Source organism: Salipiger pentaromativorans, assembly GCF_024721115.1.
Taxonomy (GTDB): Bacteria; Pseudomonadota; Alphaproteobacteria; order Rhodobacterales; family Rhodobacteraceae; genus Salipiger; species Salipiger pentaromativorans.
Map to the genome: position 1 here is coordinate 19,390 of NZ_JAMDHK010000001.1, position 20,800 is coordinate 40,189.

18 protein-coding genes are annotated in these 20,800 nt (G+C 67.3%); 10 read left to right on the top strand and 8 right to left on the bottom strand.

Annotated elements, in window-relative coordinates; translation table 11 throughout:
• Positions 1–111 precede the first annotated feature (111 nt).
• The 4 genes from M4578_RS00075 to M4578_RS00090 all read right to left on the bottom strand — a co-directional run bounded on the left by M4578_RS00075 (position 112) and on the right by M4578_RS00090 (position 4,126).
• Complete coding sequence (locus M4578_RS00075; RefSeq protein WP_258091390.1) at positions 112–723, bottom strand: response regulator transcription factor; 612 nt, start codon at positions 721–723, stop codon at positions 112–114.
• On the bottom strand, positions 720–2,507 hold the full coding sequence (locus M4578_RS00080; RefSeq protein ID WP_258091391.1) for a sensor histidine kinase: 1,788 nt from the start codon (positions 2,505–2,507) through the stop codon (positions 720–722). The genes M4578_RS00075 and M4578_RS00080 overlap by 4 nt, the downstream gene beginning before the upstream one ends.
• A gap of 103 nt (positions 2,508–2,610) precedes the next feature.
• The gene (locus tag M4578_RS00085; protein ID WP_258091392.1) at positions 2,611–3,435 is read right to left on the bottom strand and encodes a sulfite exporter TauE/SafE family protein; all 825 of its coding nucleotides are present in this window, start codon (positions 3,433–3,435) and stop codon (positions 2,611–2,613) included.
• 49 nt (positions 3,436–3,484) lie between these two features.
• Positions 3,485–4,126, bottom strand: coding sequence for a GntR family transcriptional regulator (locus M4578_RS00090; RefSeq protein WP_258091393.1), 642 nt, complete (start codon positions 4,124–4,126; stop codon positions 3,485–3,487).
• 221 nt (positions 4,127–4,347) lie between these two features.
• On the opposite strand from M4578_RS00090, the gene M4578_RS00095 reads away from it, so the two are divergent.
• The 7 genes from M4578_RS00095 (at position 4,348) to M4578_RS00125 (ending at position 12,096) form a co-directional block, all read left to right on the top strand.
• Entirely contained in the window at positions 4,348–5,955 is a 1,608-nt protein-coding gene (locus tag M4578_RS00095) for an ABC transporter substrate-binding protein (protein WP_258091394.1), read from the top strand.
• Positions 5,955–6,905, top strand: coding sequence for an ABC transporter permease (locus M4578_RS00100; RefSeq protein WP_258091395.1), 951 nt, complete (start codon positions 5,955–5,957; stop codon positions 6,903–6,905). The genes M4578_RS00095 and M4578_RS00100 overlap by 1 nt, the downstream gene beginning before the upstream one ends.
• The gene (locus tag M4578_RS00105) at positions 6,902–7,780 is read left to right on the top strand and encodes an ABC transporter permease (protein WP_258091396.1); all 879 of its coding nucleotides are present in this window, start codon (positions 6,902–6,904) and stop codon (positions 7,778–7,780) included. Before M4578_RS00100 ends, M4578_RS00105 begins: the two co-directional genes overlap by 4 nt.
• Positions 7,777–8,751 (top strand): ABC transporter ATP-binding protein, encoded by a 975-nt coding sequence (locus M4578_RS00110; RefSeq protein WP_258091397.1) that lies wholly within the window; start codon positions 7,777–7,779, stop codon positions 8,749–8,751. The genes M4578_RS00105 and M4578_RS00110 overlap by 4 nt, the downstream gene beginning before the upstream one ends.
• Positions 8,752–8,753: 2 nt before the next feature.
• Entirely contained in the window at positions 8,754–9,782 is a 1,029-nt protein-coding gene (locus M4578_RS00115) for an oligopeptide/dipeptide ABC transporter ATP-binding protein (protein WP_258091398.1), read from the top strand.
• 59 nt (positions 9,783–9,841) lie between these two features.
• On the top strand, positions 9,842–11,431 hold the full coding sequence (locus M4578_RS00120; protein ID WP_258091399.1) for a gamma-glutamyltransferase family protein: 1,590 nt from the start codon (positions 9,842–9,844) through the stop codon (positions 11,429–11,431).
• Positions 11,432–11,637: 206 nt separating this feature from the next.
• A complete protein-coding gene (locus M4578_RS00125) occupies positions 11,638–12,096 on the top strand; it encodes a tail fiber domain-containing protein (RefSeq protein WP_258091400.1) in 459 nt (152 codons plus the stop codon).
• Positions 12,097–12,167: 71 nt separating this feature from the next.
• On the opposite strand, the gene lon is transcribed toward M4578_RS00125, so the two are convergent.
• The 4 genes from lon to tgt form a co-directional block, all read right to left on the bottom strand.
• The gene (gene lon / locus M4578_RS00130; protein ID WP_258091401.1) at positions 12,168–14,576 is read right to left on the bottom strand and encodes an endopeptidase La; all 2,409 of its coding nucleotides are present in this window, start codon (positions 14,574–14,576) and stop codon (positions 12,168–12,170) included.
• Positions 14,577–14,887: 311 nt separating this feature from the next.
• Positions 14,888–15,052 carry a hypothetical protein gene (locus M4578_RS00135; RefSeq protein WP_258091402.1) on the bottom strand — a complete coding sequence of 55 codons (165 nt, stop codon included), beginning with the start codon at positions 15,050–15,052 and terminating at the stop codon, positions 14,888–14,890.
• A 73-nt stretch (positions 15,053–15,125) separates the two neighbouring features.
• Positions 15,126–16,220 (bottom strand): alkene reductase, encoded by a 1,095-nt coding sequence (locus M4578_RS00140; protein ID WP_258091403.1) that lies wholly within the window; start codon positions 16,218–16,220, stop codon positions 15,126–15,128.
• Positions 16,221–16,367: 147 nt separating this feature from the next.
• The gene (gene tgt, locus M4578_RS00145) at positions 16,368–17,495 is read right to left on the bottom strand and encodes a tRNA guanosine(34) transglycosylase Tgt (RefSeq protein ID WP_258091404.1); all 1,128 of its coding nucleotides are present in this window, start codon (positions 17,493–17,495) and stop codon (positions 16,368–16,370) included.
• A 142-nt stretch (positions 17,496–17,637) separates the two neighbouring features.
• Between tgt and M4578_RS00150 the strand changes: the two genes are divergently transcribed.
• The 3 genes from M4578_RS00150 (at position 17,638) to M4578_RS00160 (ending at position 20,784) form a co-directional block, all read left to right on the top strand.
• Positions 17,638–17,940 (top strand): hypothetical protein, encoded by a 303-nt coding sequence (locus tag M4578_RS00150; protein ID WP_258091405.1) that lies wholly within the window; start codon positions 17,638–17,640, stop codon positions 17,938–17,940.
• Between the two features lie 127 nt (positions 17,941–18,067).
• Complete coding sequence (locus M4578_RS00155; protein ID WP_258091406.1) at positions 18,068–19,852, top strand: glycosyltransferase family 2 protein; 1,785 nt, start codon at positions 18,068–18,070, stop codon at positions 19,850–19,852.
• The gene (locus M4578_RS00160; protein WP_258091407.1) at positions 19,849–20,784 is read left to right on the top strand and encodes a glycosyltransferase family 2 protein; all 936 of its coding nucleotides are present in this window, start codon (positions 19,849–19,851) and stop codon (positions 20,782–20,784) included. Before M4578_RS00155 ends, M4578_RS00160 begins: the two co-directional genes overlap by 4 nt.
• Positions 20,785–20,800 lie beyond the last annotated feature (16 nt).

The window sequence follows — 20,800 nt, forward strand, 5'->3', positions numbered from 1 at the left end:
AAGCGTGACGATGTGCTGCGTAAGTTTGAGCCTTACTGCACCTGCTCGGGGCCGCTTCCCTGCGTCCAGCTGCCATTCATCTAGGGCGCAGCGAAAGTCAGCTCGCCGCCCTCACTCCCCCCACCCCGCCGTCACCAGCAGCCGGACCAGCTCCGCCGCGCTGCCCGCGCCGAGCTTGTCCATGGCGTTGTGGCGGTGGATCTCCACCGTCTTCAGGCTGATCCCCAGCTCAAAGGCGATCTGCTTGTTCTGACGTCCCGCCATCACCGCGCGGGCGACCTCGGCCTCGCGGGCGGTCAGGCTGGCGACCTTCGCCAGCACCCCCGCCCGCGCCCGCGCCGCCGCCTGACGCTCGCGCGCCAGACGCAGCGCCTCGTTGATGCGTTCGACCAAGGCCATGCCGTTCACCGGTTTCTCGAAGAAATCCATCGCCCCCGCGCGCATCGCCCGCACCGCCATGGGCACATCCCCGTGCCCGGTGATCATGATGACCGGCATCGGGCAGCCGCGCCGCTGCAGCTCGTCCAGCAGCTCCAGCCCGGTCATGCCCGGCATGCGCACATCCGCGAGGATCACCCCCGGCACGCTGTCGTCGAGCCTTGCCAGCAGATCCGCCGCCGAGCCGTGATCCGCCACACTCAGCCCCAGCGAGGAGAGCAGGAAGCCCAGCCCCTCGCGCGCCGCGCGGTCGTCGTCGACGATATGGATCACCGCGTCGCTCATGTCTCTTCCCTTTCCGGCAGCCAGACCAGCACGCGCAAACCGTCCCCCTGCTCCGGCGTCTCTGCGCGCATCCAGCCGCCATGCGCCTCGACGATGGAGCGGCTGAGCGCCAGCCCCAGACCGATGCCCTCCGGCTTGGTGGTGTAGAAGGCTTCGGCGAACCGCTCCAGCGCCTCCGGCCCCAGCCCGCAGCCCCGGTCGCGCACGGACAGGCAGAGACCCGGCCCGCGCTTCGGATCTGTAAACCGCGCGCAGCGCAGGGTGATCCGGCGCTCGTCCGGCACCGTGTCTTCCATGGCGTCCACCGCGTTCTGCACGAGGTTCAGCAGCACCTGCTGGAGCTGCACCCGGTCGGCCATCACATCGGGCAGATCCTTCTCCACCTGCATCTCCGCCGCCACGCCCGCGCGGCGCAGCACGCCCTCGTAAAGCGCCTCGGTCTCGCGCAGGAGCGCGGCGAGCGACACCGGCGCGCGCAGGCTCTCGCGCTTGCGCACGAAGGCGCGGATACGCTTGATCACCAGCGCGGCGCGGTCCGCCTGCCCCGCGATCTCGCCCGCCGCGCGCTCCATGTCGGCGGGGGCGCAATTGCCGACCTTCACGCGCATGAGCACGCCTTGGGCGTAGTTCGAGATCGCCGCCAGCGGCTGGTTCAGCTCATGGGCGATGGAGGAGGCCATCTCGCCCAGGATCGACAGCCGCGCCACATGTTCCAGCTCGCGCCGATGCAGCCGGTCGGCCTCTTCCGCGCGGCGGCGCTCGGCCATCTCGCGCTTGAGCCCGGCATTGGCGGTGTCGAGCGCGCGGGTGCGGCGGCGCACCAGCGTCTCGATGCGCACGGAATACAGCGCCCAAAAGGCCAGCGCGATGGCGATGGCGATCAGCCAGTCGCGGTAATCGGCAATGAACTCCGACAGGCTGACCGGGCCGGTGCGCGCATAGGGGCCGATGCGTAGCGCGCGCAGCAGATCGTGCACCGGCTGATAATCCAGCGGCACGGTCCAGAGATTGCCCGCCGGCATCCGCATCAGCGCCACCGCCACCTCCTTGGCCAGATCCGGCGGGGTCGTGGGCGTCTTGGCGAAGGGCCAGCCGGGATAGACCGGGCTCGACAGCGCGCAGCCCGTCCCGGCGCTGTCGCGCTGCGCGACCGGGTGCAGGGCGCCGTAGCGCGCCGGGTCGGCGGCTTGCAGGCTTTCCAGCAGGCAGCCCCGCAGCACCGCGACATCCGCCGAGCCCTCCAGCACCGCATCGGCGGCGGCCTGCATCGGAAAGCCCGTCACCACCAGCTCGACCCGTCCGGGCAGGCCGGTATCGGCGCGGGCCATCTCGGCCCAGATCACCTGGAACCCGCCGAAAGCCTCGGGCGAGACGATGGCCAGACGCTGCCCCGCCAGCGCCTCCAGCCCGCCGAGCGGAGCCCGCGCCACCAGCGTCGAGGCCACCGGGTCGTCGCCCTCGGCGGTGGCGATGCGGCTGATGTGATGGCGGTATTCCAGCGCCGCGTAATGGCCGGGATTGGTGATGACGAAATCCAGCTCGCCCGCCGCCAGCGCTGTTTCGAGCGCCGGGATGTCGAGCGCCACCAGCTCGAACCGCCGGTCGGGCAGCGCCGCGTTCAGCGCCGCGCCGGTGGCGCCCCAGCGCGCCAGCGCCGCCTCGGCGCCCATGAAATCCAGCACCCCGATCCGCAGCGCCTCGCCCCGCTCGGCCCATGCGGGACAGGCGGCGCAAAGCGCAAGCGCCAGGCAAAGACGGGCCATCGGTCGGAATGCGGCGGGCATCGGGGATCCGTGCAAGGGAAAACGGCTTCGGGCGGGGCTCGCCCGAAGCCTAGAGCCTTGAGACGGAAGGGTCCATATGGCGCGGTCCGCGCGCCCTGCCCGCTCAGCCCATCAGCGCCTTGCGCAGCATGTTGAGCGCCACGAGGATCAGGAAGGCGCCGAAGAGCCGCTTGAGCGGTGCGGGGTTCATCGCATGGGCGAGCTTCACCCCCAGCGGCGCGGTCAGCAGCGTCATTGCGATGACCACAAGGAAGCCCGGGACGTTGACCGCGCCCAGCGTCAGCGGCGGGCGCGAGCCGGGCTCGATGGTCAGCAGCAGGAAGCCCACCGCCGAGGGCACCGCGATCAGCACGCCGAACCCGGCCGCCGTGGCCACCGCGCGGTGGATCGGCACATTGTGCAGGCTCATCAGCGGCACGCCGAAGCTGCCGCCGCCGATACCCATCAGCACCGACAGAAAGCCCACCACCGGCGAATAGAAATACTGCTTGCCACCGCTCGGCATCTCGTCGGCGATGCGCCAGCTATTCTTGCCCAGCGCCATATAGGCGCCGATCACCAGCGCCAGAACGCCAAAGATCATCTGCAACGTCGCCGAGCGCAGCGCCGAGGCGGTCAGCACGCCAACGATCGCCCCGAGGACGATCCCCGGCGCCCAGCCTCTCAGGATGCCCCAGTCCACCGCGCCCTTGCGGTTGTGGCTGATCACCGAGCGCAGCGAGGTCACGATGATCGTGGCCAGAGAGGTCGCCAGGCAAACCTGCATCATCTGCGGCCCGTCATAGCCCATCATCTGGAAGGTAAAGAAAAAGGCCGGCACCAGCACGATGCCCCCGCCAACACCCAGCAGACCCGCCAGCACACCGGCAACGCCCCCGATCACGATCAGAAAGGCGAGAAGTTCGAGCGTCAGCGTAAGATCGGGCATGGAAGTCTCCTGAAGGGCGGTCGGGCCGCCGGGCTGCGGCGCGCCTGGGTCATGGCGCGCGCTTGGCAAGAATATCGGCGACGATGATGTAGGACGATGCCACATGGCTGCGCATCAGGCGGCGCGTCGCCTCGCCGTCCTGCGCGAAGATGGCCTGCGCGATGGCGCGATGTTCGGCCCGGGACGAGGCCAGACGGCTGCTGTCCTCGTGGAAATTCGCCGCACGCCACGCCAGCGTGCGCAGGTTCAGCTCGTCGAGCGTGGCGGCGAGAATGCCGTTGCGCGCGCCGCTCTGGATGGTGCCGTGAAAGCGCGCGTTGATGTCGCCATAGCTCTGCGGATCGTTGCAGGCATCGCCCTCACCGAGAATCGCCTCGAGACGGCGCCGCTCGATCTCGCTCATGCGATTCGCCGCCAGCGCCGCCAGGGCGCTTTCCACCTCGCCCGCCGCCTCGAACAGCTCGGCCAGATCCTCGGGCGCCATCTTGCGCACGACAAAGGCCCGGCGGGCGCCCCGCTCGGCCAGATTCGCCTGTTCCAGACGGTGCAGGGCCTCGCGCACGGGCGTGCGCGACACGCCGAACTGCTCGGCCAGCGCCTGCTCGACCAGGGGTTCGCCGGGCGTCATCCGGCCCGCGACAATCCCGTCGACCAGCGTGTCGAAGATATTTTCTGCCGTGCGATTGGACACTTGTCGTCCGCCTTCGGGTTTAGGTGCACTTTTATCTTGCATATGTATACATGTTCTTTCAAGTTGAATTAGCTTCAAATCCCAAAGGAAGGGAACGCTCACAGGAAACTGCCTCGTATCTGTGCCCGCGCGGGACGATTCCGGACCAACCGGAACACCCAAACGCGCTGGTCCGATTGAAGAAAAAAGGGAGGAGACCATGCCAACAGGAGAGACAAAAAATGACAGAGATCGACCACAAGAAGGTATTGGCCGAACGCCTCTCGGCGCGATTCGGGCGTAGGGCCGTCCTCAAGGGGCTTGGCGCCGGCATCCTTGCCGCCACCGCCGCCGGCGGCGTCCCCTCGATCGCCCGGGCCCAGCAAAGCGGCCATCTCAAGATTGCCTCGATCAAGGTGATCGACACGCTCGACCCGCATTTCACCGGGTTCCTGTCTGCAATCCAGATCATCAACAATATCCACAACGGTCTGCTCAAGATCACCTATGACGGCTCTGCTGTGAAGTTCGAACCCGATCTGGCGGAAACCTGGGACCTGGAAGACGACAAGACCCATGTCTTCAAGCTGCGCGACGGCGTGAAATTCCACGACGGCACCCCCTGCGATGCCGAGGCGGTGAAGTTCTCGCTGCTGCGCGTCAAAGAGGGCGAACCGAAATCGCCCCATGCCTGGAAACTGGCGCTGCTCGACGAGATCGAGATCGTCGATCCGCTGACCATCAAGCTGAAATTCTCCCAGCCCTATGCCTTCCTGCCGGTCGCGCTGAACGGATCCACGGGACGTGCGGGCACCATCGTTAGCCCCGCCGCCGTGCAGAAATACGGCGCCGATTACGGCCGCAACCCGGTGGGCACCGGCCCGTTCAAATTCGTCTCCTGGCGCGAGAACGACGCGATCGAGCTGGAAGCCAACACCGAGTATTTCGAGCCCGGCCTGCCGAAGCTCGAAAAGGTCACCTTCGTGCTGATGAACGAGGCCTCCACTGCGCTGGCAGCCCTGTTCGCCGGCCAGATCGACGGCATGACCGACTGCCCGATGCAGCTTGTGGATCAGGTCGATGCCTTCCCGAACGCCACGCTCTACGGCGAGATCGAAGGCAATTACACCTTCGTCGGCATGAACTGCAAACGCAGCCCCTTCGACGACATCAACCTGCGCCGCGCGGTGGCCTGGGCGCTCGACCGCGACACCATTGTGAAACAGGCCTATTTCGGGCGGGCTCAGGCGGCCTATACCCCGATCTCGCCGCCGATGACGGATTTCTTCGATCCCAACATCGCCAGCTCGGGCCGCGGCCAGTGGTTCGATCTGGAAAAAGCCAAGGCGTTCCGCGCCAAGGCCGCCAACCAGGGCGAGGTCGAAGCCGTCTATATGATGGCAGAGCGCGGGCCGGTCGGCACGCGGATCGCCCAGACCGTGGCCCCGATGCTGGCGCAGATCGGCATCAAGGCCAAGCTCGAGCTGATCGAACCCGCCGCCTGGGTGAAACGCCGCAACGCCAGCGATTTCGACCTCTACGATTTCGAATGGGTGGCCGACCTCGACCCCGACGAAACGCTCTACCCCGAGTTCCGCTCGGACGGTGCGTGGAACTTCGGAGGCTGGGTCAACACCGAGTTCGACGATCTCTGCGCCCAGGCGCAGGTGCTGCTCGATCCCGAGGCGCGCAAGGAGCTGTACTACAAGGCCGAAGACCTGCTCATGGATGAGGCCGGCATCGCCGTCATGGCGCATATGCCGATCTACAAGGTGTTCTCGAACAAGGTGCAGGGCTTCCAGTACATCCCGGCCGACCTCGTCAACCTGCATACGGTGAGTCTCGCCTGATGCTCCTACAGGCACTGGGAAAGATCGCGCAGACGCTTGTCGTCCTGTTCATCGTCTCGGTGGCCAGCTTCGGACTTCTGAAGCTGGCGCCGGGTGATCCGATCCAGATCATGCTGGGATCGGAGTTCTCGCAGGAGTCCTACGACTCGCTGACTGCCGAGCTGGGGCTGGACCGGCCCTTCCTCGTGCAATACGGCGACTGGGCTTTGCGCTTCGTCTCCGGCGACTGGGGCACTTCCTATGTCGCCCGGACCGACATCTTCACCTATGCCTTCAAGGAGGCGCTGCCCGTCACGCTGACGCTCGCCTCCTTCTCCCTCGCCTTCGCGATCCTGATCGGCGTGCCGCTTGGCGTGCTCTCGGCGGTCAAGAAGGATACCGCGTTCGACGCGGGCGCGGCGGTGCTGGCCCTGACCGGCACCGCCTTCCCTTCCTTCCTGCTGGGCATCCTGCTGATCTGGTTCTTCGCGGTGAAGCTCGGCCTCTTTCCCGTCATGGGCTATGTCTCGCCCTGGCAGGATTTCTGGACCGGCATCTATCACATCATCCTGCCCGGCCTGACGCTTTCCACCTATTTCATCGCGATGATCACCCGCCTGACCCGCGCCACGCTGATCGAGGTGATGGAGCAGCCCTATATCGCCGCCGCCCGCGCGCGCGGCGAGCCCGCCTGGCGGGTGATCTGGGTGCACGGGGTGCGCAACATCGCGATGCCGCTGGTCACCATCCTCGGGCTTCAGCTCGGCACGCTGCTGCAAGGCACTGTGCTGACCGAGACGGTCTTCAACCTGCCGGGCATCGGCCAGATGCTGACCTCCGCCGTGCTCGGCCGCGAATACATGGTCGTGCAGGCCGGCGTGATGATGACGGCCACGCTCTTTATCGGGGTGAACCTGCTGGTGGACCTTTCCTATCCCGTCCTCGATCCGCGTCTGAGGGCCCGCAAATGAGCGTCCAGACCCAAGAGGCCCCCGTCGCCGCCCCCATCCGCAAGTCGCGCCGCTCGATCTTTCTGCGCAGGCCCTTCTTCACCATCGCGCTGGTCGTGGCACTGGGCTATGTGCTGGGAGCCCTCTTTGCGCCCTATGTCGCGCCCTACGATCCGGTGGCGCAGGACATCAACGCGATGATGAAACCGCCCTCGCTGGCGCATCTTCTGGGCACCGACAGCTATGGGCAGGACATCCTTTCCCGCGTCATTTACGGCGCCCGCTACGCGCTGATCATCGGCATCTTCTCGGTGCTGATCGGCGCGGCGGGCGGGCTGGTGATCGGGCTTGCCGCCGGGCTCTCCGGCGGCTGGCTGGAATGGGCGCTGATGCGGCTCATCGACTCGATCCTCGCCCTGCCCTCGCTGATCCTCGCCGTGGCTTTCATCGCGATCCTCGGGCAAGGGGTGGACAAGGTGGTCATCGCGGTCGGGCTCTCGATGATCGGCCCGTTCTCGCGCACGGTGCGCGCCGACGTGATGCAGGTGCGCGTGCAGCTTTTCGTCGAGGCCGCAACCCTGATGTCGATCCCCTATCTCAAGGTGATCTGGCGCCACATCCTGCCCAACGTGATCTTTCCGCTGGCGGTGCAGGTGACGATCCGCATCTCCGAGGCGATCCTCGTCTCGTCCTCGCTCTCCTTCCTCGGCATCGGCGTCACCCCGCCCACGCCCGACTGGGGGCTGATGATCGCCGAGGGCCGCGCCTTTGTGAGCTTTGCCGCCTGGATGTCGGCCATGCCCGGTTTCGCGCTGGCGCTGCTGCTCATCGCGCTTTCCATCGTCGGCGACGGCATCCGCGAGGAATTCGACCCGAAACTGCGGAGGGGCGCATGACCGATATGATCCCCTCTCCCATTCTGACGCTCACGGATCTGACCGTGTTTCGCGGCGCGGCCAAGATCCTCGACAAAGTAAACCTGTCGCTCGCCGAGGGCGAGACGCTGGCGCTGGTCGGCGAAAGCGGCGCGGGAAAGTCCACCATCGCCACGGCGGTGATGCGGCTGCTCGACGGCGCAAAGGTCGATGGCAAGGCCGAACTGGAGGGCGCGGGCGATCTGCTGGCGCTGTCCGAAAAGCAGATGGTCACGCTGCGCGGCCGCCGCCTGTCGATGATCTTTCAGGACGCGGGCGCGGCGCTGAACCCGGCCTATACCGTCGGACGTCAGTTGATCACCGTGCTGCGGCGCAATCTCGGGCTCTCGAAAACCGAGGCGCGGGCGCGGGCCGTCGAACTGTTCACCTCGGTCGGCATCAACGATCCCGAGGGGCGGTTGAGCGCCTATCCGCACCAGCTTTCGGGCGGGATGCAGCAACGGGTGATGGTGGCCATCGCGCTCGCCTGCAACCCCGACCTGCTGCTGGCGGACGAGCCGACCTCGGCGCTGGACGTGACCATTCAGGCGCAGATCGTGCGGCTGATCCTGTCGCAGACCCGCGCGCGCGGTGCGAGCTGCATCTTCGTGCTGCACGATCTGGCGCTGGCCAGCCAGGCCTGCGACCGGATCGTGGTGCTTTATGCCGGACAGGTGGTCGAGGCAGGGCCTGCCCGCGACATCCTCGAACACCACCGCCACCCATATACGCAGCAGCTCAAATCCTGCGTGCTCGAGATCGGCACCCGCGAGCTGACCGCGCCCGAAGGCACCGTGCCGCCACATGACCGCATGCCCGCCGGCTGCCGTTTTGCCACGCGCTGCCCGCGCGCCCTGCCCCGCTGCGCGGGCGAGGCGCCGCCGCTGATCCCCGCGCGGGACGGCGCTGAAAGCCCGCTCGCCCATCACTTCGCCTGCTGGAACCCGGAATGATCATGGCGCAGACCCAAACGCAAACCACCGCGCCCACCGCTCCGGTCTTCGAACTGATCGAGGTCGAGCAGGTCTTTCCCGTGCCCCGCCCCGGCCGCCCTTTCATGAGCCGCGACACCGTGGGGCTACGCGCGCTCGACGGGGTGCGCCTGCGCATCGCGCAGGGCGCCTCGCTGGCGCTGGTGGGCGAAAGCGGCTCGGGAAAATCCACGCTCTTGCGGGTGCTGCTGGGGCTCGACGCCCCCAGCGGCGGGCGCGCGCTTTATCGCGGCAAGCCGATCCGCGAGGCGCGCGCCTTTGGCACCGGCTTCGCCCGCGACGTCGCCATGGTCTATCAGGACGCGCGCGGCTCACTCGACCCGCGCATGACCGTGGGGGCGCTTGTTGCCGAGCCGCTGCGCCATTTCGGCATCGTGCCCAAAGGCGAAGAGGCCGCCCGCGTCGCCCAGCTTCTCGACCGCGTCGGCCTGCCCGCCGATGCCGCGACGCGCTATCCCTCCGGACTTTCGGGTGGCCAGATCCGCCGCGTCGCCATCGCCCGCGCGCTGGCCTCCGAACCCTCGGTGCTGGTGGCGGACGAGGCGGTCTCGGGGCTCGACGTCTCGACCCAGGCGCAGCTTCTGACGCTGCTGCGCGGATTACAGCGCGATATGGGGCTGACGCTGGTCTTCATCACCCACGATCTGGGCGTGGCGAGCTATCTCTGCGAAGAGATCGCCATCATGTATCTGGGCCGCATCGTCGAGACCGGCCCCACCGACGCGGTGCTCTCCCACCCGGCGCATCCCTATGCCGCCGCGCTGCGCGCCGCCGCGCCGCGCTTTTTCGAACCGATCCCCGAGCCACTGCCCGGCGAGATCCCCAGCCCTCTGGATCTTCCCAAGGGCTGCCGCTTTTCCAGCCGCTGCACCGCAGCGCAAGAGGATTGCCGGCTGCGTGACCCGCAGCTCGGCCAACATGGCGCCGGGCGGGCAGTGGCTTGTCTGCACCCGCTCACCGAAACGGGGGCGCAAGCCTCTGAAATCCGCTAAGGGTTACAAACCACCACTCACGGACCCAAGGCCCTTACTGACTGACAGGACGATCCATTATGTTCGACTTCTTCTCCGCCCGGCGCCCCAGCACGCTTGCCTCGCAGGCAATGATCGCCACCTCGCACCCGTTGTCCACGGCGGCGGGGCTGGATGTGCTTTCGACCAGCGGCAACGCGGTGGATGCCGCCATCGCCGCCGTCGCCGTGCAATGTGTGGTCGATCCGCTGATGACCGGCATCGGCGGCGACTGTTTCGCGCTTTACGCGCCCAAGGGCGGCAAGGTGAAGGCGCTGAACGGCTCGGGCCGCGCGCCCGGCGCCGCCACCGTCGAGGCGCTGAAAGCCGCCGGCCTCACCGACGAGATCCCGCAGACCAGCCCGCATGCCGTCACCATCCCCGGCGCGATTTCCGCCTGGTGCCGGCTGCACGCGGATCACGGCTCGCTGCCGCTCGACCGGCTCTTCGCCCGCGCCATCCACTATGCGGAAAACGGCTATCCGGTGACCCCGCGCGTGGCGATGGACTGGGCGGCCAATGCCGCTCTGGTGGGCAAAGACCCGCATGCCGCAGCTCTTTTCCTGCCGGGCGGTGCCGCACCGAAGGTCGGGCAGACCCACGCCCAGCCGCTTGTCGGCGCGCGGCTGCGCGAGATCGCGGCAAAAGGCGCCGCTGGCTTTTATGAAGGCGAGACCGCCGCGAAGATGGCCGCGCATCTGAAATCGCTCGGCGGGCTGCACACCGAAGAGGATTTCCACGAGGCCAGGGATCAGGCCCATTGGGTCGATCCGATCTCGACCGCCTATGCGGGCTACGACGTGATGGAATGCCCGCCCAACGGTCAGGGGCTCGCCGCGCTGCTGATGCTGCGCATCCTGTCGAAATTCGACATGGGTGAGGGGCTGTCCGAGGCCGACCGCATCCACCTGCACGCCGAAGCGGCCAAGCTCGCCTATCACCACCGCGACGCGCTGATCGCCGACCCGGCCGCCTGCCCCGGCGTGACCGAGACGCTGCTCTCGGACGCCGTGGTCGATACGCTCGCCGGGCGCATCGACATGGCCCGCGCCGGCACGCCCGCGCTCTGGGACGAGCCCGAGCACAAGGACACGATCTATCTTTGCGTGGTGGACCGCGACGGCAATGCGCTCAGCTTCATCAACTCGATCTTCCACGGCTTCGGCTCCACCCGGCTCGATCCGCAGACCGGCGTGCTGTTCCATTCGCGCGGGGCGAGCTTCCGGCTGATCGAGGGGCACCCCAACGCCATCGCGCCGAAGAAACGCCCGATGCACACGATCATTCCGGGCATGCTCTGCAAGGACGGCGCGGCGGTCATGCCCTTCGGCGTGATGGGCGGGCAATATCAGGCGGCGGGCCACGCGGCCTTCCTCTCGGGCGTGCTGGATCGCGGCATGGATCTTCAGGCGGCAATGGATGCGCCGCGCAGCTTTGCCCATGACGGCGTGTTGCAGATCGAGCCGGGCGTTTCCGAGGCCGCCCGCGCCGATCTGGCCGCACGCGGCCACAAGCTGGAGCTGCAAACCAGCCCCATCGGCGGCAGCCAGGCGATCCGCATCTGCCCGGAAACCGGCCTGCTCACCGGCGGCAGCGACAGCCGCAAGGACGGCATGGCGCTGGGAATCTGACCGCGCCGCAGCTTCGCGCGCGCCCGTCACGCGGCCCGGTCTCCGGGCCGCGTTTTGCTGTCCGCCCCTCCCCGCACCCCCGTGCGCCAGCAAGATTTTGGAGATTTCGCGAGTCTGTTGTAGAGTGACTTACGTTAGGTCATCTCGCAACGTTACCCTGTTCTACGCTTTTTCACCGCAATCCATTGTTCTTAGGGGAGGAAATCATGAAATCCATCGTTCTGGGCATCACCATGGCCAGCATCGTCGCCACAACCGCCTTTGCCGAGAGCCAGCGCACGCCGCGCATGTCCGAGAAGCAATTGCGCGACGATCTGATCGTCTCGACGCAATCCACGCAGGGCTCGTCCGCAGGCATCTGGCTGCCGCTGCTCATGCTTGCGATCATCGCTGCGGCGGCGGCCTCCAGCGGCGGCGACCACTATGTCCACGCGGTGGAGGCCTATAGCGACGCCCGGCTGAAGACCGACATCACCCGCGTCGGCACCTCGCCCGACGGGTTCGGCATCTATCAGTTCCGCTATCGGGGCGATTCCAACCGTTTCGAGGGCGTCATGGCCCAGGACGTGCAGAAGCACCGTCCCGACGCCGTGCGCATGGCCGAGACCGGTTTCCTCATGGTCGATTACAGCAAGGTCGACGTGACGCCGAAACTGCTGCCCTGAGCCACCGCGAAACCGCAAAAAAAGGCGCCGCACCCAAGGGTGCGGCGCTTTTTCCTGTCTAATAACCGGCGTCAGTGTGCGACGGCGCCCGTCACGCTGTCCTCGCCTTTGGCGGTCAGCGCCGCGGCGGCCTCTTCGGCCTCCTCGTCCCATTCCACCGGCTCGGGTTCACCGACAAGCGCGATCTTCAGCACTTCGGACACGTGCTTGACGGGGATGATCTCCAGCCCCTCCTTCACGTTGTCGGGCAGCTCGGCCAGATCCTTCTCGTTCTCTTCGGGAATGAGAACGGTCTTGATCCCGCCGCGCAGCGCCGCGAGCAGCTTTTCCTTCAGCCCGCCGATGGCGGAGGCATTGCCGCGCAGCGTCACCTCGCCGGTCATGGCGATGTCCTTGCGCACCGGCAGCCCGGTCAGCACCGAGACAATCGCCGTGACCATGGCCAGACCCGCCGAGGGCCCGTCCTTGGGCGTGGCGCCATCGGGCACATGGACGTGGATGTCCATCTTGTCGAAGCGCGGCGGCTTGACCCCGATCTGCGGCGCGATGGAGCGCACGTAGGACGAGGCCGCCTCGATGCTCTCCTTCATCACGTCGCCCAGCTTGCCCGTGGTCTTCATCCGCCCCTTGCCGGGCAGTTTCAGCGCCTCGATATGCAGCAGGTCGCCGCCCACCGAGGTATAGGCAAGCCCGGTGACCACACCGACCTGGTTCTCGTCCTCGGCCAGACCGTAACGGAATTTCCGCACGCCCAGGAAATCCGAGAGGTTCCCGGAGGTGACCTCGACCTTCTCGGCCTCCTTCTTGACGATCTTGGTGACCGCCTTCCGGGTCAGCCGCGCGATCTCGCGCTCGAGGTTCCGCACACCGGCCTCGCGCGTGTAATAGCGCAGGATGTCGGTCAGCGCGCCGTCGGTGACCGAGAACTCGCCCTTTTTCAGACCATGCGCCTTGATCTGCTTGTCGAGCAGGTGGCGCTTGGCGATTTCGAGCTTTTCATCCTCGGTGTAGCCCGAAAGCGGGATGATCTCCATCCGGTCGAGCAGCGGGCCCGGCATGTTGTAGGAGTTCGACGTGGTCACGAACATCACGTTCGACAGATCGTATTCCACTTCGAGATAGTGGTCCACGAAGCTCGCGTTCTGTTCGGGGTCGAGCACCTCGAGCATGGCCGAGGCCGGGTCGCCACGGAAGTCCTGCCCCATCTTGTCGATCTCGTCGAGCAGGATGAGCGGGTTCGTGGTCTTGGCCTTTTTCAGCGCCTGGATGATCTTGCCCGGCATCGAGCCGATATAGGTCCGGCGGTGGCCGCGGATCTCGGATTCATCGCGCACGCCGCCCAGCGAAATGCGGATGAACTCGCGCCCGGTGGCCTTGGCCATCGACTTGCCAAGCGAGGTCTTGCCGACGCCCGGCGGGCCGACGAGGCAGAGGATCGGGCCTTTGAGCTTCTGCGAGCGCGCCTGCACCGCGAGATATTCGACGATCCGCTCTTTCACCTTCTCAAGCGAATAGTGGTCGTGATCGAGGATCTCCTGAGCGCGGCCCAGATCCTTTTTCACCCGGCTGCGCGTGCCCCACGGGATGCTCAGCATCCAGTCGAGATAATTGCGCACAACGGTGGCCTCGGCGGACATGGGCGACATGTTCCGCAGCTTCTTCAGCTCGGCATCGGCCTTTTCGCGCGCCTCTTTCGAGAGCTTGGTCTCCTCGATGCGCGCTTCCAGCTCGGCGACCTCGTTCTGGCCGTCCTCGCCATCGCCCAGCTCCTTCTGAATGGCCTTCATCTGCTCATTCAGATAGTATTCGCGCTGGGTCTTCTCCATCTGGCTCTTGACGCGGGTCTTGATCTTTTTCTCGACCTGGAGAACCGACAGTTCCCCCTGCATCAGCCCATAGACCTTCTCCAGCCGCTCGCTGATCGCCAGTGTCTCCAGAAGCTCCTGCTTCTGCTCCACCTCGATGCCGAGATGCCCCGACACGAGATCGGCCAGTTTCGCGGGTTCGGTGGTTTCCGACACCGCCGAGAGCGCCTCTTCGGGGATGTTCTTCTTGACCTTGGCGTAACGCTCGAACTCTTCGCCGACCGTGCGCACCAGCGCCTGGATCGCCGCCGGATCGCCGGGCATTTCGCTGATATATTCGGCCTTGGCCTCGAAGAAATCTTCGTTGGGCAGATATTCGGTGATGCGCACGCGCGCCTGCCCCTCGACCAGCACCTTCACGGTGCCATCGGGCAGCTTGAGCAGTTGCAGCACATTGGCCAGCACGCCGGCCTTGTAGATTCCATCGGATGCGGGATCGTCCACCGCCGGGTCGATCTGTGCGGCAAGCAGGATCTGCTTGTCGTCCGCCATGACCTCTTCCAGCGCTTTCACCGATTTCTCGCGCCCTACGAAAAGCGGCACGATCATATGCGGGAACACGACGATGTCGCGCAGCGGCAGCACTGGATAGGAGGAATTGAGAGGCTGTTGCATAAACATTCCTTCGTCTTGGCAGGACGGCCCGGCCCCGGTTCTCCGGCAGCCCCCGCCATCCCCTGTTCACCGGATAAGGTGGGGTCAGCTTCTGACGAAATCAACCTCACCGCGCTCCGGTCGGACAAGCATGACGAAGCCGGGCTTCGGGCGCAAGGCACCAATTGGGAGAGTGGCGAAATCGGGAAAATCGTTCCGGCGGCCCGGCACGCAGACGCTACGGCCAGGGCGGTCCGCAGTGCCGACCGCCCCTCCAAGCGCATGGCGGGCAGGTCGCGGCCTTGACCCCGCCTGCCCCGCATTGCGCGCGCTCAGCTTTCCTTGCGCTTCTGCTGCGCCTGCTTCATCCGCTCGAGAAGCTCGGCCTTGGTGGCCTTGCCGCCCGCGGCGGGTTTGCCCGCCGCCGCGTCCTTGTGGCGGTCGTAGCGGGGCGCGTTGCTACCGCCCCGCGCGCCGCCCATCTTCGAATAATCCATGATCCGGCTCCTTGCCGCAGGTGTGGGCCCCGCTTTTGCCGCAAGCGGCGGGGCCGCACAAGCCATGGCAGGATCAGGCGGTCTTGTCACCAAGCATCGGATAGTCGGTGAAGCCTTCGGCGCCGCCGCCGTAAAAGGTGCTCTGGTCGGCGGCGTTCAGCGGCGCGTCCTGCCGCAGCCGCTCCACAAGATCCGGGTTCGAGATGAACGGGCGCCCGAAGGCCACCAGATCGGCCTTGCCACTCGCCACCGCGTCCAGCGCCATCGCCCGGTCATAGCCGTTATTGACCATATAGGGACCGTCGAAAAGCCCGTGCAGCGTCTCGAGGCTTTGCCCCGCCTCCAGATCGCGCGACCCGCCGGTGGCCCCCTCGACCATGTGCAGATAGGCCAGCCCATAGCGATTGAGCCCGGGGATCACATATTCGAAATCCGCCTGCGGATCCTCGTCGCTGATCCCGTTCGCGGGCGAGAACGGCGACAGGCGCAGACCGGTGCGGCCACCGCCGATCTCGGCGGTCACCGCGTCGAGCACTTCGAAGAGGAACCGCGCGCGGTTCTCGATACCCCCGCCATAGGCATCCTCGCGGCTGTTCGCGCCGGTCTTCAGGAACTGGTCGATGAGATAGCCGTTGGCGCCATGCACCTCGACCCCGTCGAATCCCGCCTGGATCGCGAAGGCCGCCGCCTTGCGGTAATCCTCGACGGTCGCGGCGATCTCTTCGGTGGTCAGGGCGCGCGGCTCCGATGTGGCTTCAAAGCCGTTGCGGGTAAAGGTCATGCTCTTCGCCGCGATGGCAGAGGGCGCCACCGGCGCCCGCCCGTCCGGCTGCAACGACACATGGCTGATGCGCCCCACATGCCAGAGCTGCACGACGATCCGGCCGCCGGCCTCGTGCACCGCGTCGGTCACCGTCTTCCAGGCGGCGACCTGCGCCTCGGTGTGGATGCCCGGCGTCTGGATATAGCCCTTGCCGGCGGGCGAGATCTGCGTCGCCTCGGTGATCAGCAGCCCGGCCCCCGCGCGCTGGCGGTAGTAGGTCACGTGCAGATCGTTGACCTCGCCGGTCTCGTCATCGGCGCGGTTGCGGGTCAGCGGGGCCATCACGATGCGGTTCTGCATCTCGATGGCCCCGGCGGTGAAGGGGGTGAACAAAGCCTCGGTCATGGGAATCCTTTCCTCGGGCAGCCGCACGCCCCCGGGGGGCGCGATCGACGGCAAGGGTAGGCATGGCATCGGGCGGCGCAACGCCTCCAGACCTGCGCAGACGCACAGTCGAGTTTGCGCAGATGCACCATCCTGCGCCGCGACGGCTCAGAGCGGCGGAATATCCCCTTCGGCCCGGCCCGCATGGAATCCCGCCTCCCAGGCGGCGAACCGCCCCTCGGCGATGGCCGCGCGCATGCCCGCCATGATGTCCTGGAAATACTGAAGGTTGTGCCAGGACAGCAGCATGCCCGAGATCATTTCCTGTGCCCGGAACACATGGTGCAGATAGGCGCGGGAATAGCCGGTGCAGGCAGGGCAGGAACACTGCTCGTCCAGCGGGCGCGGATCGTCTGCGTGGCGGGCGTTCTTGATGTTCACCACCCCGCGCCGGGTAAAGGCCTGACCGGTGCGCCCCGAGCGCGTGGGCAGCACGCAATCCATCATGTCGATGCCGCGTTTCACCGCGCCGACGATGTCGTCGGGCTTGCCCACCCCCATCAGATAGCGCGGCTTGTCTTCGGGCAGGAAGCCCGGCGCGTAATCGAGGCACGAGAACATCGCCTCCTGCCCCTCGCCCACCGCCAGACCGCCCACCGCATAGCCATCGAAGCCGATGGCCGTCAGCGCCTTTGCGCTCTCCTCGCGCATGTCGCGCTCGAGCCCGCCCTGCATGATGCCGAAGAGCATATGCCCGGGCCGGTCGCCGAAGGCATCGCGCGACCGCTGCGCCCAGCGCATCGAGAGCCGCATGCTCTCTTCGATGCGCTTGCGGTCGGCGGGCAGCGCCGGGCATTCATCGAAGGCCATGACGATGTCGGAGCCGAGCAGCCGCTGGATCTCCATCGAGCGTTCCGGGCTCAGCATGTGTTTCGAGCCGTCGATATGGCTCTTGAAGCTCACCCCCTCCTCGGTCAGCTTGCGCAGCCCGGCCAGGCTCATCACCTGAAAGCCGCCGGAATCCGTGAGGATCGGGCGCTCCCAGTTCATGAACCGGTGCAGCCCGCCCAGCCGCGCGATGCGCTCGGCGGTGGGCCGCAGCATCAGGTGATAGGTGTTGCCCAGCAGGATGTCGGCGCCGGTGGCGCGCACGTTTTCCGGCAGCATGGCCTTGACCGTGGCGGCGGTGCCCACGGGCATGAAGGCGGGGGTGCGGATCTCGCCGCGCGGGGTTGCGATCACGCCGCTGCGGGCGGCGCCATCGGTGGCGGTGAGGGTAAAGGATGTGGTGCTCATGCCCGTTCCTCTGCCGCAAAGCGGGCGGCTTGCCAAGCCCGCGCCGCGGCCCGGCGGAAAAAGCCGCGCATTGTAAATTTGAAGGTGCCGTTCACCTTTGCGGCGCATCCTCCGCGCAAAGCACCCAAACGGAGGTTCCGACATGCTGCGCCGTCTCGCACCCGCCTTTGCCGCCGCCGCGCTTCTTGCCGCCCCGGCGGCGGAGGCCGGCAACACCGCGTTTTCCTCGACACAGAAAAGCCTCTACCCCAATGCCCAGAACCCGCACCCCGGGGCAGGCTATCAGGGGCAGGTCTATGTCACCCCGGGCGGCTGCTCCTATTCCCGCGCGCAGGTGCCGGGCTACAAACCCACCTGGCACCTGATCCTGAACGGTGCCGAGGCCGGGCTGACCGACGCCCACCGCCGCTGCCCCACCATGCTGGGCGATTACGAACGGCTCTGACGCGAGCGAAGAGCCCGGCAACGGGCGAGGAGCCGCGCCACCGCCAGAGCGGCGCGGCTGCACCACCGTGCGACAATCCGCAACGCGGCGATTGCGCCGGACCGCGCACCGCGCCACTCTGCGCACCATGAGCAGCGACAACGACAAGGGCGCCGGCAAGCGCCCGACCTGGCCCGGCGGCATCTCGGCCGTGCTGACCCAGATGGAGGGCCGGCGCGACGCGCTGAGCTATGCCGAAACCGAAGCGCCACCGCCCGCTGATCTCGCCCTCGCCCCGCTGGCGGATCAGATCGTCGCCGACCCCGACGACGACCCGGCCGAGGCGCCGCCCTTCCGCTCCTCCTACCACCGCAAGCGCCATGCGCTGCGCAAGGAGCTGACCGGCGAGACCGAGCTGGTCTTCCTCAACGGGCTGCTCATCGCGCATCTGCGCAAGCGCGACTTTCCCGCACATCTTCCGGCGCTGTTCCAGCGGCTCTGGGCCGAACAGGGTCCGCATCTGCTGGCCCGGCTCAACCCGCGCTGGCTGGTCTCCACCGTCACCACCTTCGGCGACCACGGCACAACCCCCACCCAGCGCTCCGTGGGGCTGGCCCTCACCGTGCTCTTCGGCACGATGAAACTCTACGAATCCGAACGGCTCTATTCCGGGCTCACCGCCGACCGCCCCTTCCCGCTCGACCAGAAGGCCAAGGGCCCGCTGCCGCTGGAGATGGACGCCTATGCCATCGCCAATGGCGGGCTCGACGTGAACATGATCGGACGGCTCTGGACCGAGGCCGAGGACGACCCCGTCCTGCGCCCGCTCGCCCATCACCTGCTCGATCTGCTGATCCACGACGAGCACACGCTGTTCCGCCGCCTGATGACCATGCGGAACCGCAAGGCCCGCAAGGAGGCAAAGGCCGCCCCCGCCGCCACGCCCGCCGCACGAGGCGACAACCCCGCCCCGGTCCCCGCCGCCCATCGCCGGCTCTCGCCCGAGACCCTGCGCTGGGGGCTCGTCTCCACCATCCGCGCGCCGCTGCCGCAGATCGCCCGCTTCGCCGCGCATCACCTCGAGCTGGGCGCCGAAGCCCTGCATCTCTATCTCGACAGCCCCGATCCCGGGGCCGAAGCCTTCCTCTCGCGTCATCCGCGCCTGCACATCACCCAATGCGATGCCGGCTACTGGGAGGCCACGGGCAAGACCCGGATGGACGCCCACCAGCTCCGCCAGGCCCATAACGCCACCCGCTGCCTGCGCGCCGTGGCCGACAGCCTCGACTGGCTCGGCCATATCGACGTGGACGAATTCCTGCTGCCCGACCGCCCCGTCGCCCGGATCCTCGCCGATGTCTCGCCACGTCACGCGCTGGCCCGCATCGCCCCGGCAGAGGCGCTGGCCCGCGACGACGGCCCGCCACAGCATTTCAAGCTGACCCACCGCCACGCCGATCAGCCCAAGGCCGTCCTGCAAGACATCTACCCGACCTTCGGTCTGCATCTTTACGGCGGCTTTCTCAGCCATACCTCGGGCAAGGTCTTTGCGCGCACCGGCATCCCCGACACCCGTCTCGGCATCCACACGATGAAATATCACGGCGCCGACGCGACCAACCGCGCACGGCCCGCAGACATCCGCCTCGCCCATCTGCACGCCCCCTCCTGGGAGCATTTCCTGACCCACCTGAGCTTCCGGCGCGAAAAGGGATCTTACCGGCCGCGCTCCGAGCGGGTCGAGATGGGTCAGGCCCAGCTCATCGCCTTTCTGGCAGAGGACGAGGGCGAGGCCGGTCTGCGCCTGCTCTTCGACGAGGTCTGCGCAGACACCCCCGAGCTGCGCGCGCGGCTCGTCGCGCATGACATGCTGGTGAGCTGGCCCTTCGATCCCGACGCGGCGGTCGCCCGCGTCTTCGGGGCGCTGCCATGACCCGCTGGGGCACCGTCACCACCACCAATGCCCCGCTGCCCGAGATCCTCGCCTTCGCCGCCTGGCATCTCGAACTGGGCGCCCACCGGATCTATCTCTATCTCGACGCCGACATGCCGGAGGCCGAGGCCGCGCTCTCGGCCCACCCCAAATGCCGGGTCTTCCGCACCGATGAGCGCTGGTGGGCGAAACGCAACGGCCGTCCCGCGAAACATCAGGCACGCCAGTCCGCCAACGCCCGCCACGCCAACAACCGCAAGCCCGAGACCGACTGGCTCGCCCATATCGACACCGATGAGTTCCTCCTGCCGGCCCGCCCCCTCGCCGACCAGCTTGCCGCGCTGCCGGCAGAGTGCCTCTGCGCCCGCGTGCGCCCGGTCGAGGCGCTGGCCCCGGCGGCGCCCGGAGACGAGACCGCGTTCAAGGCCTTCCATCTCGATCAGGCCGTCCGCCAGCAAGCCGCCGAGGCCTGCTTTCCCACCTGGGGCCGCCATCTCTCGGGCGGGTTCCTGTCGCATGTGGCGGGCAAGCTGTTCTTCCGCGCCGGCACCGCGGGGCTTCAGATCAAGATCCATAACGTGATCCTCGACGGGGTGCAGAATCCCGGCGAAGTCGCCCTGCCCGACACCGAGCTGGGCCATTTCCACGCCGCCGACTGGGCGCATTTCCTGCGCCTCTACCGGTTCCGTCTGGCGCAGGGCTCGTACCGGGCCGAACTGAAGCCGCAGGTCCGGCAAGCGGGCGCGGTCAATCTGCACGACCTGTTCGCCACGATCGAAGCCTCCGGCGGAGAAGAGGCGCTGCGGCTCTTCCATGACGAGGTCTGCACCGCCACGCCGCAGCTTACCGGCAAGCTGGCCGAGCACGGGCTGCTGCGCCGCCGCCGCATGGACCTGCCGGCGCTGCGCCGGAAACATTTTCCCGAAGGCTGACTCCCCGCCAGCCGCC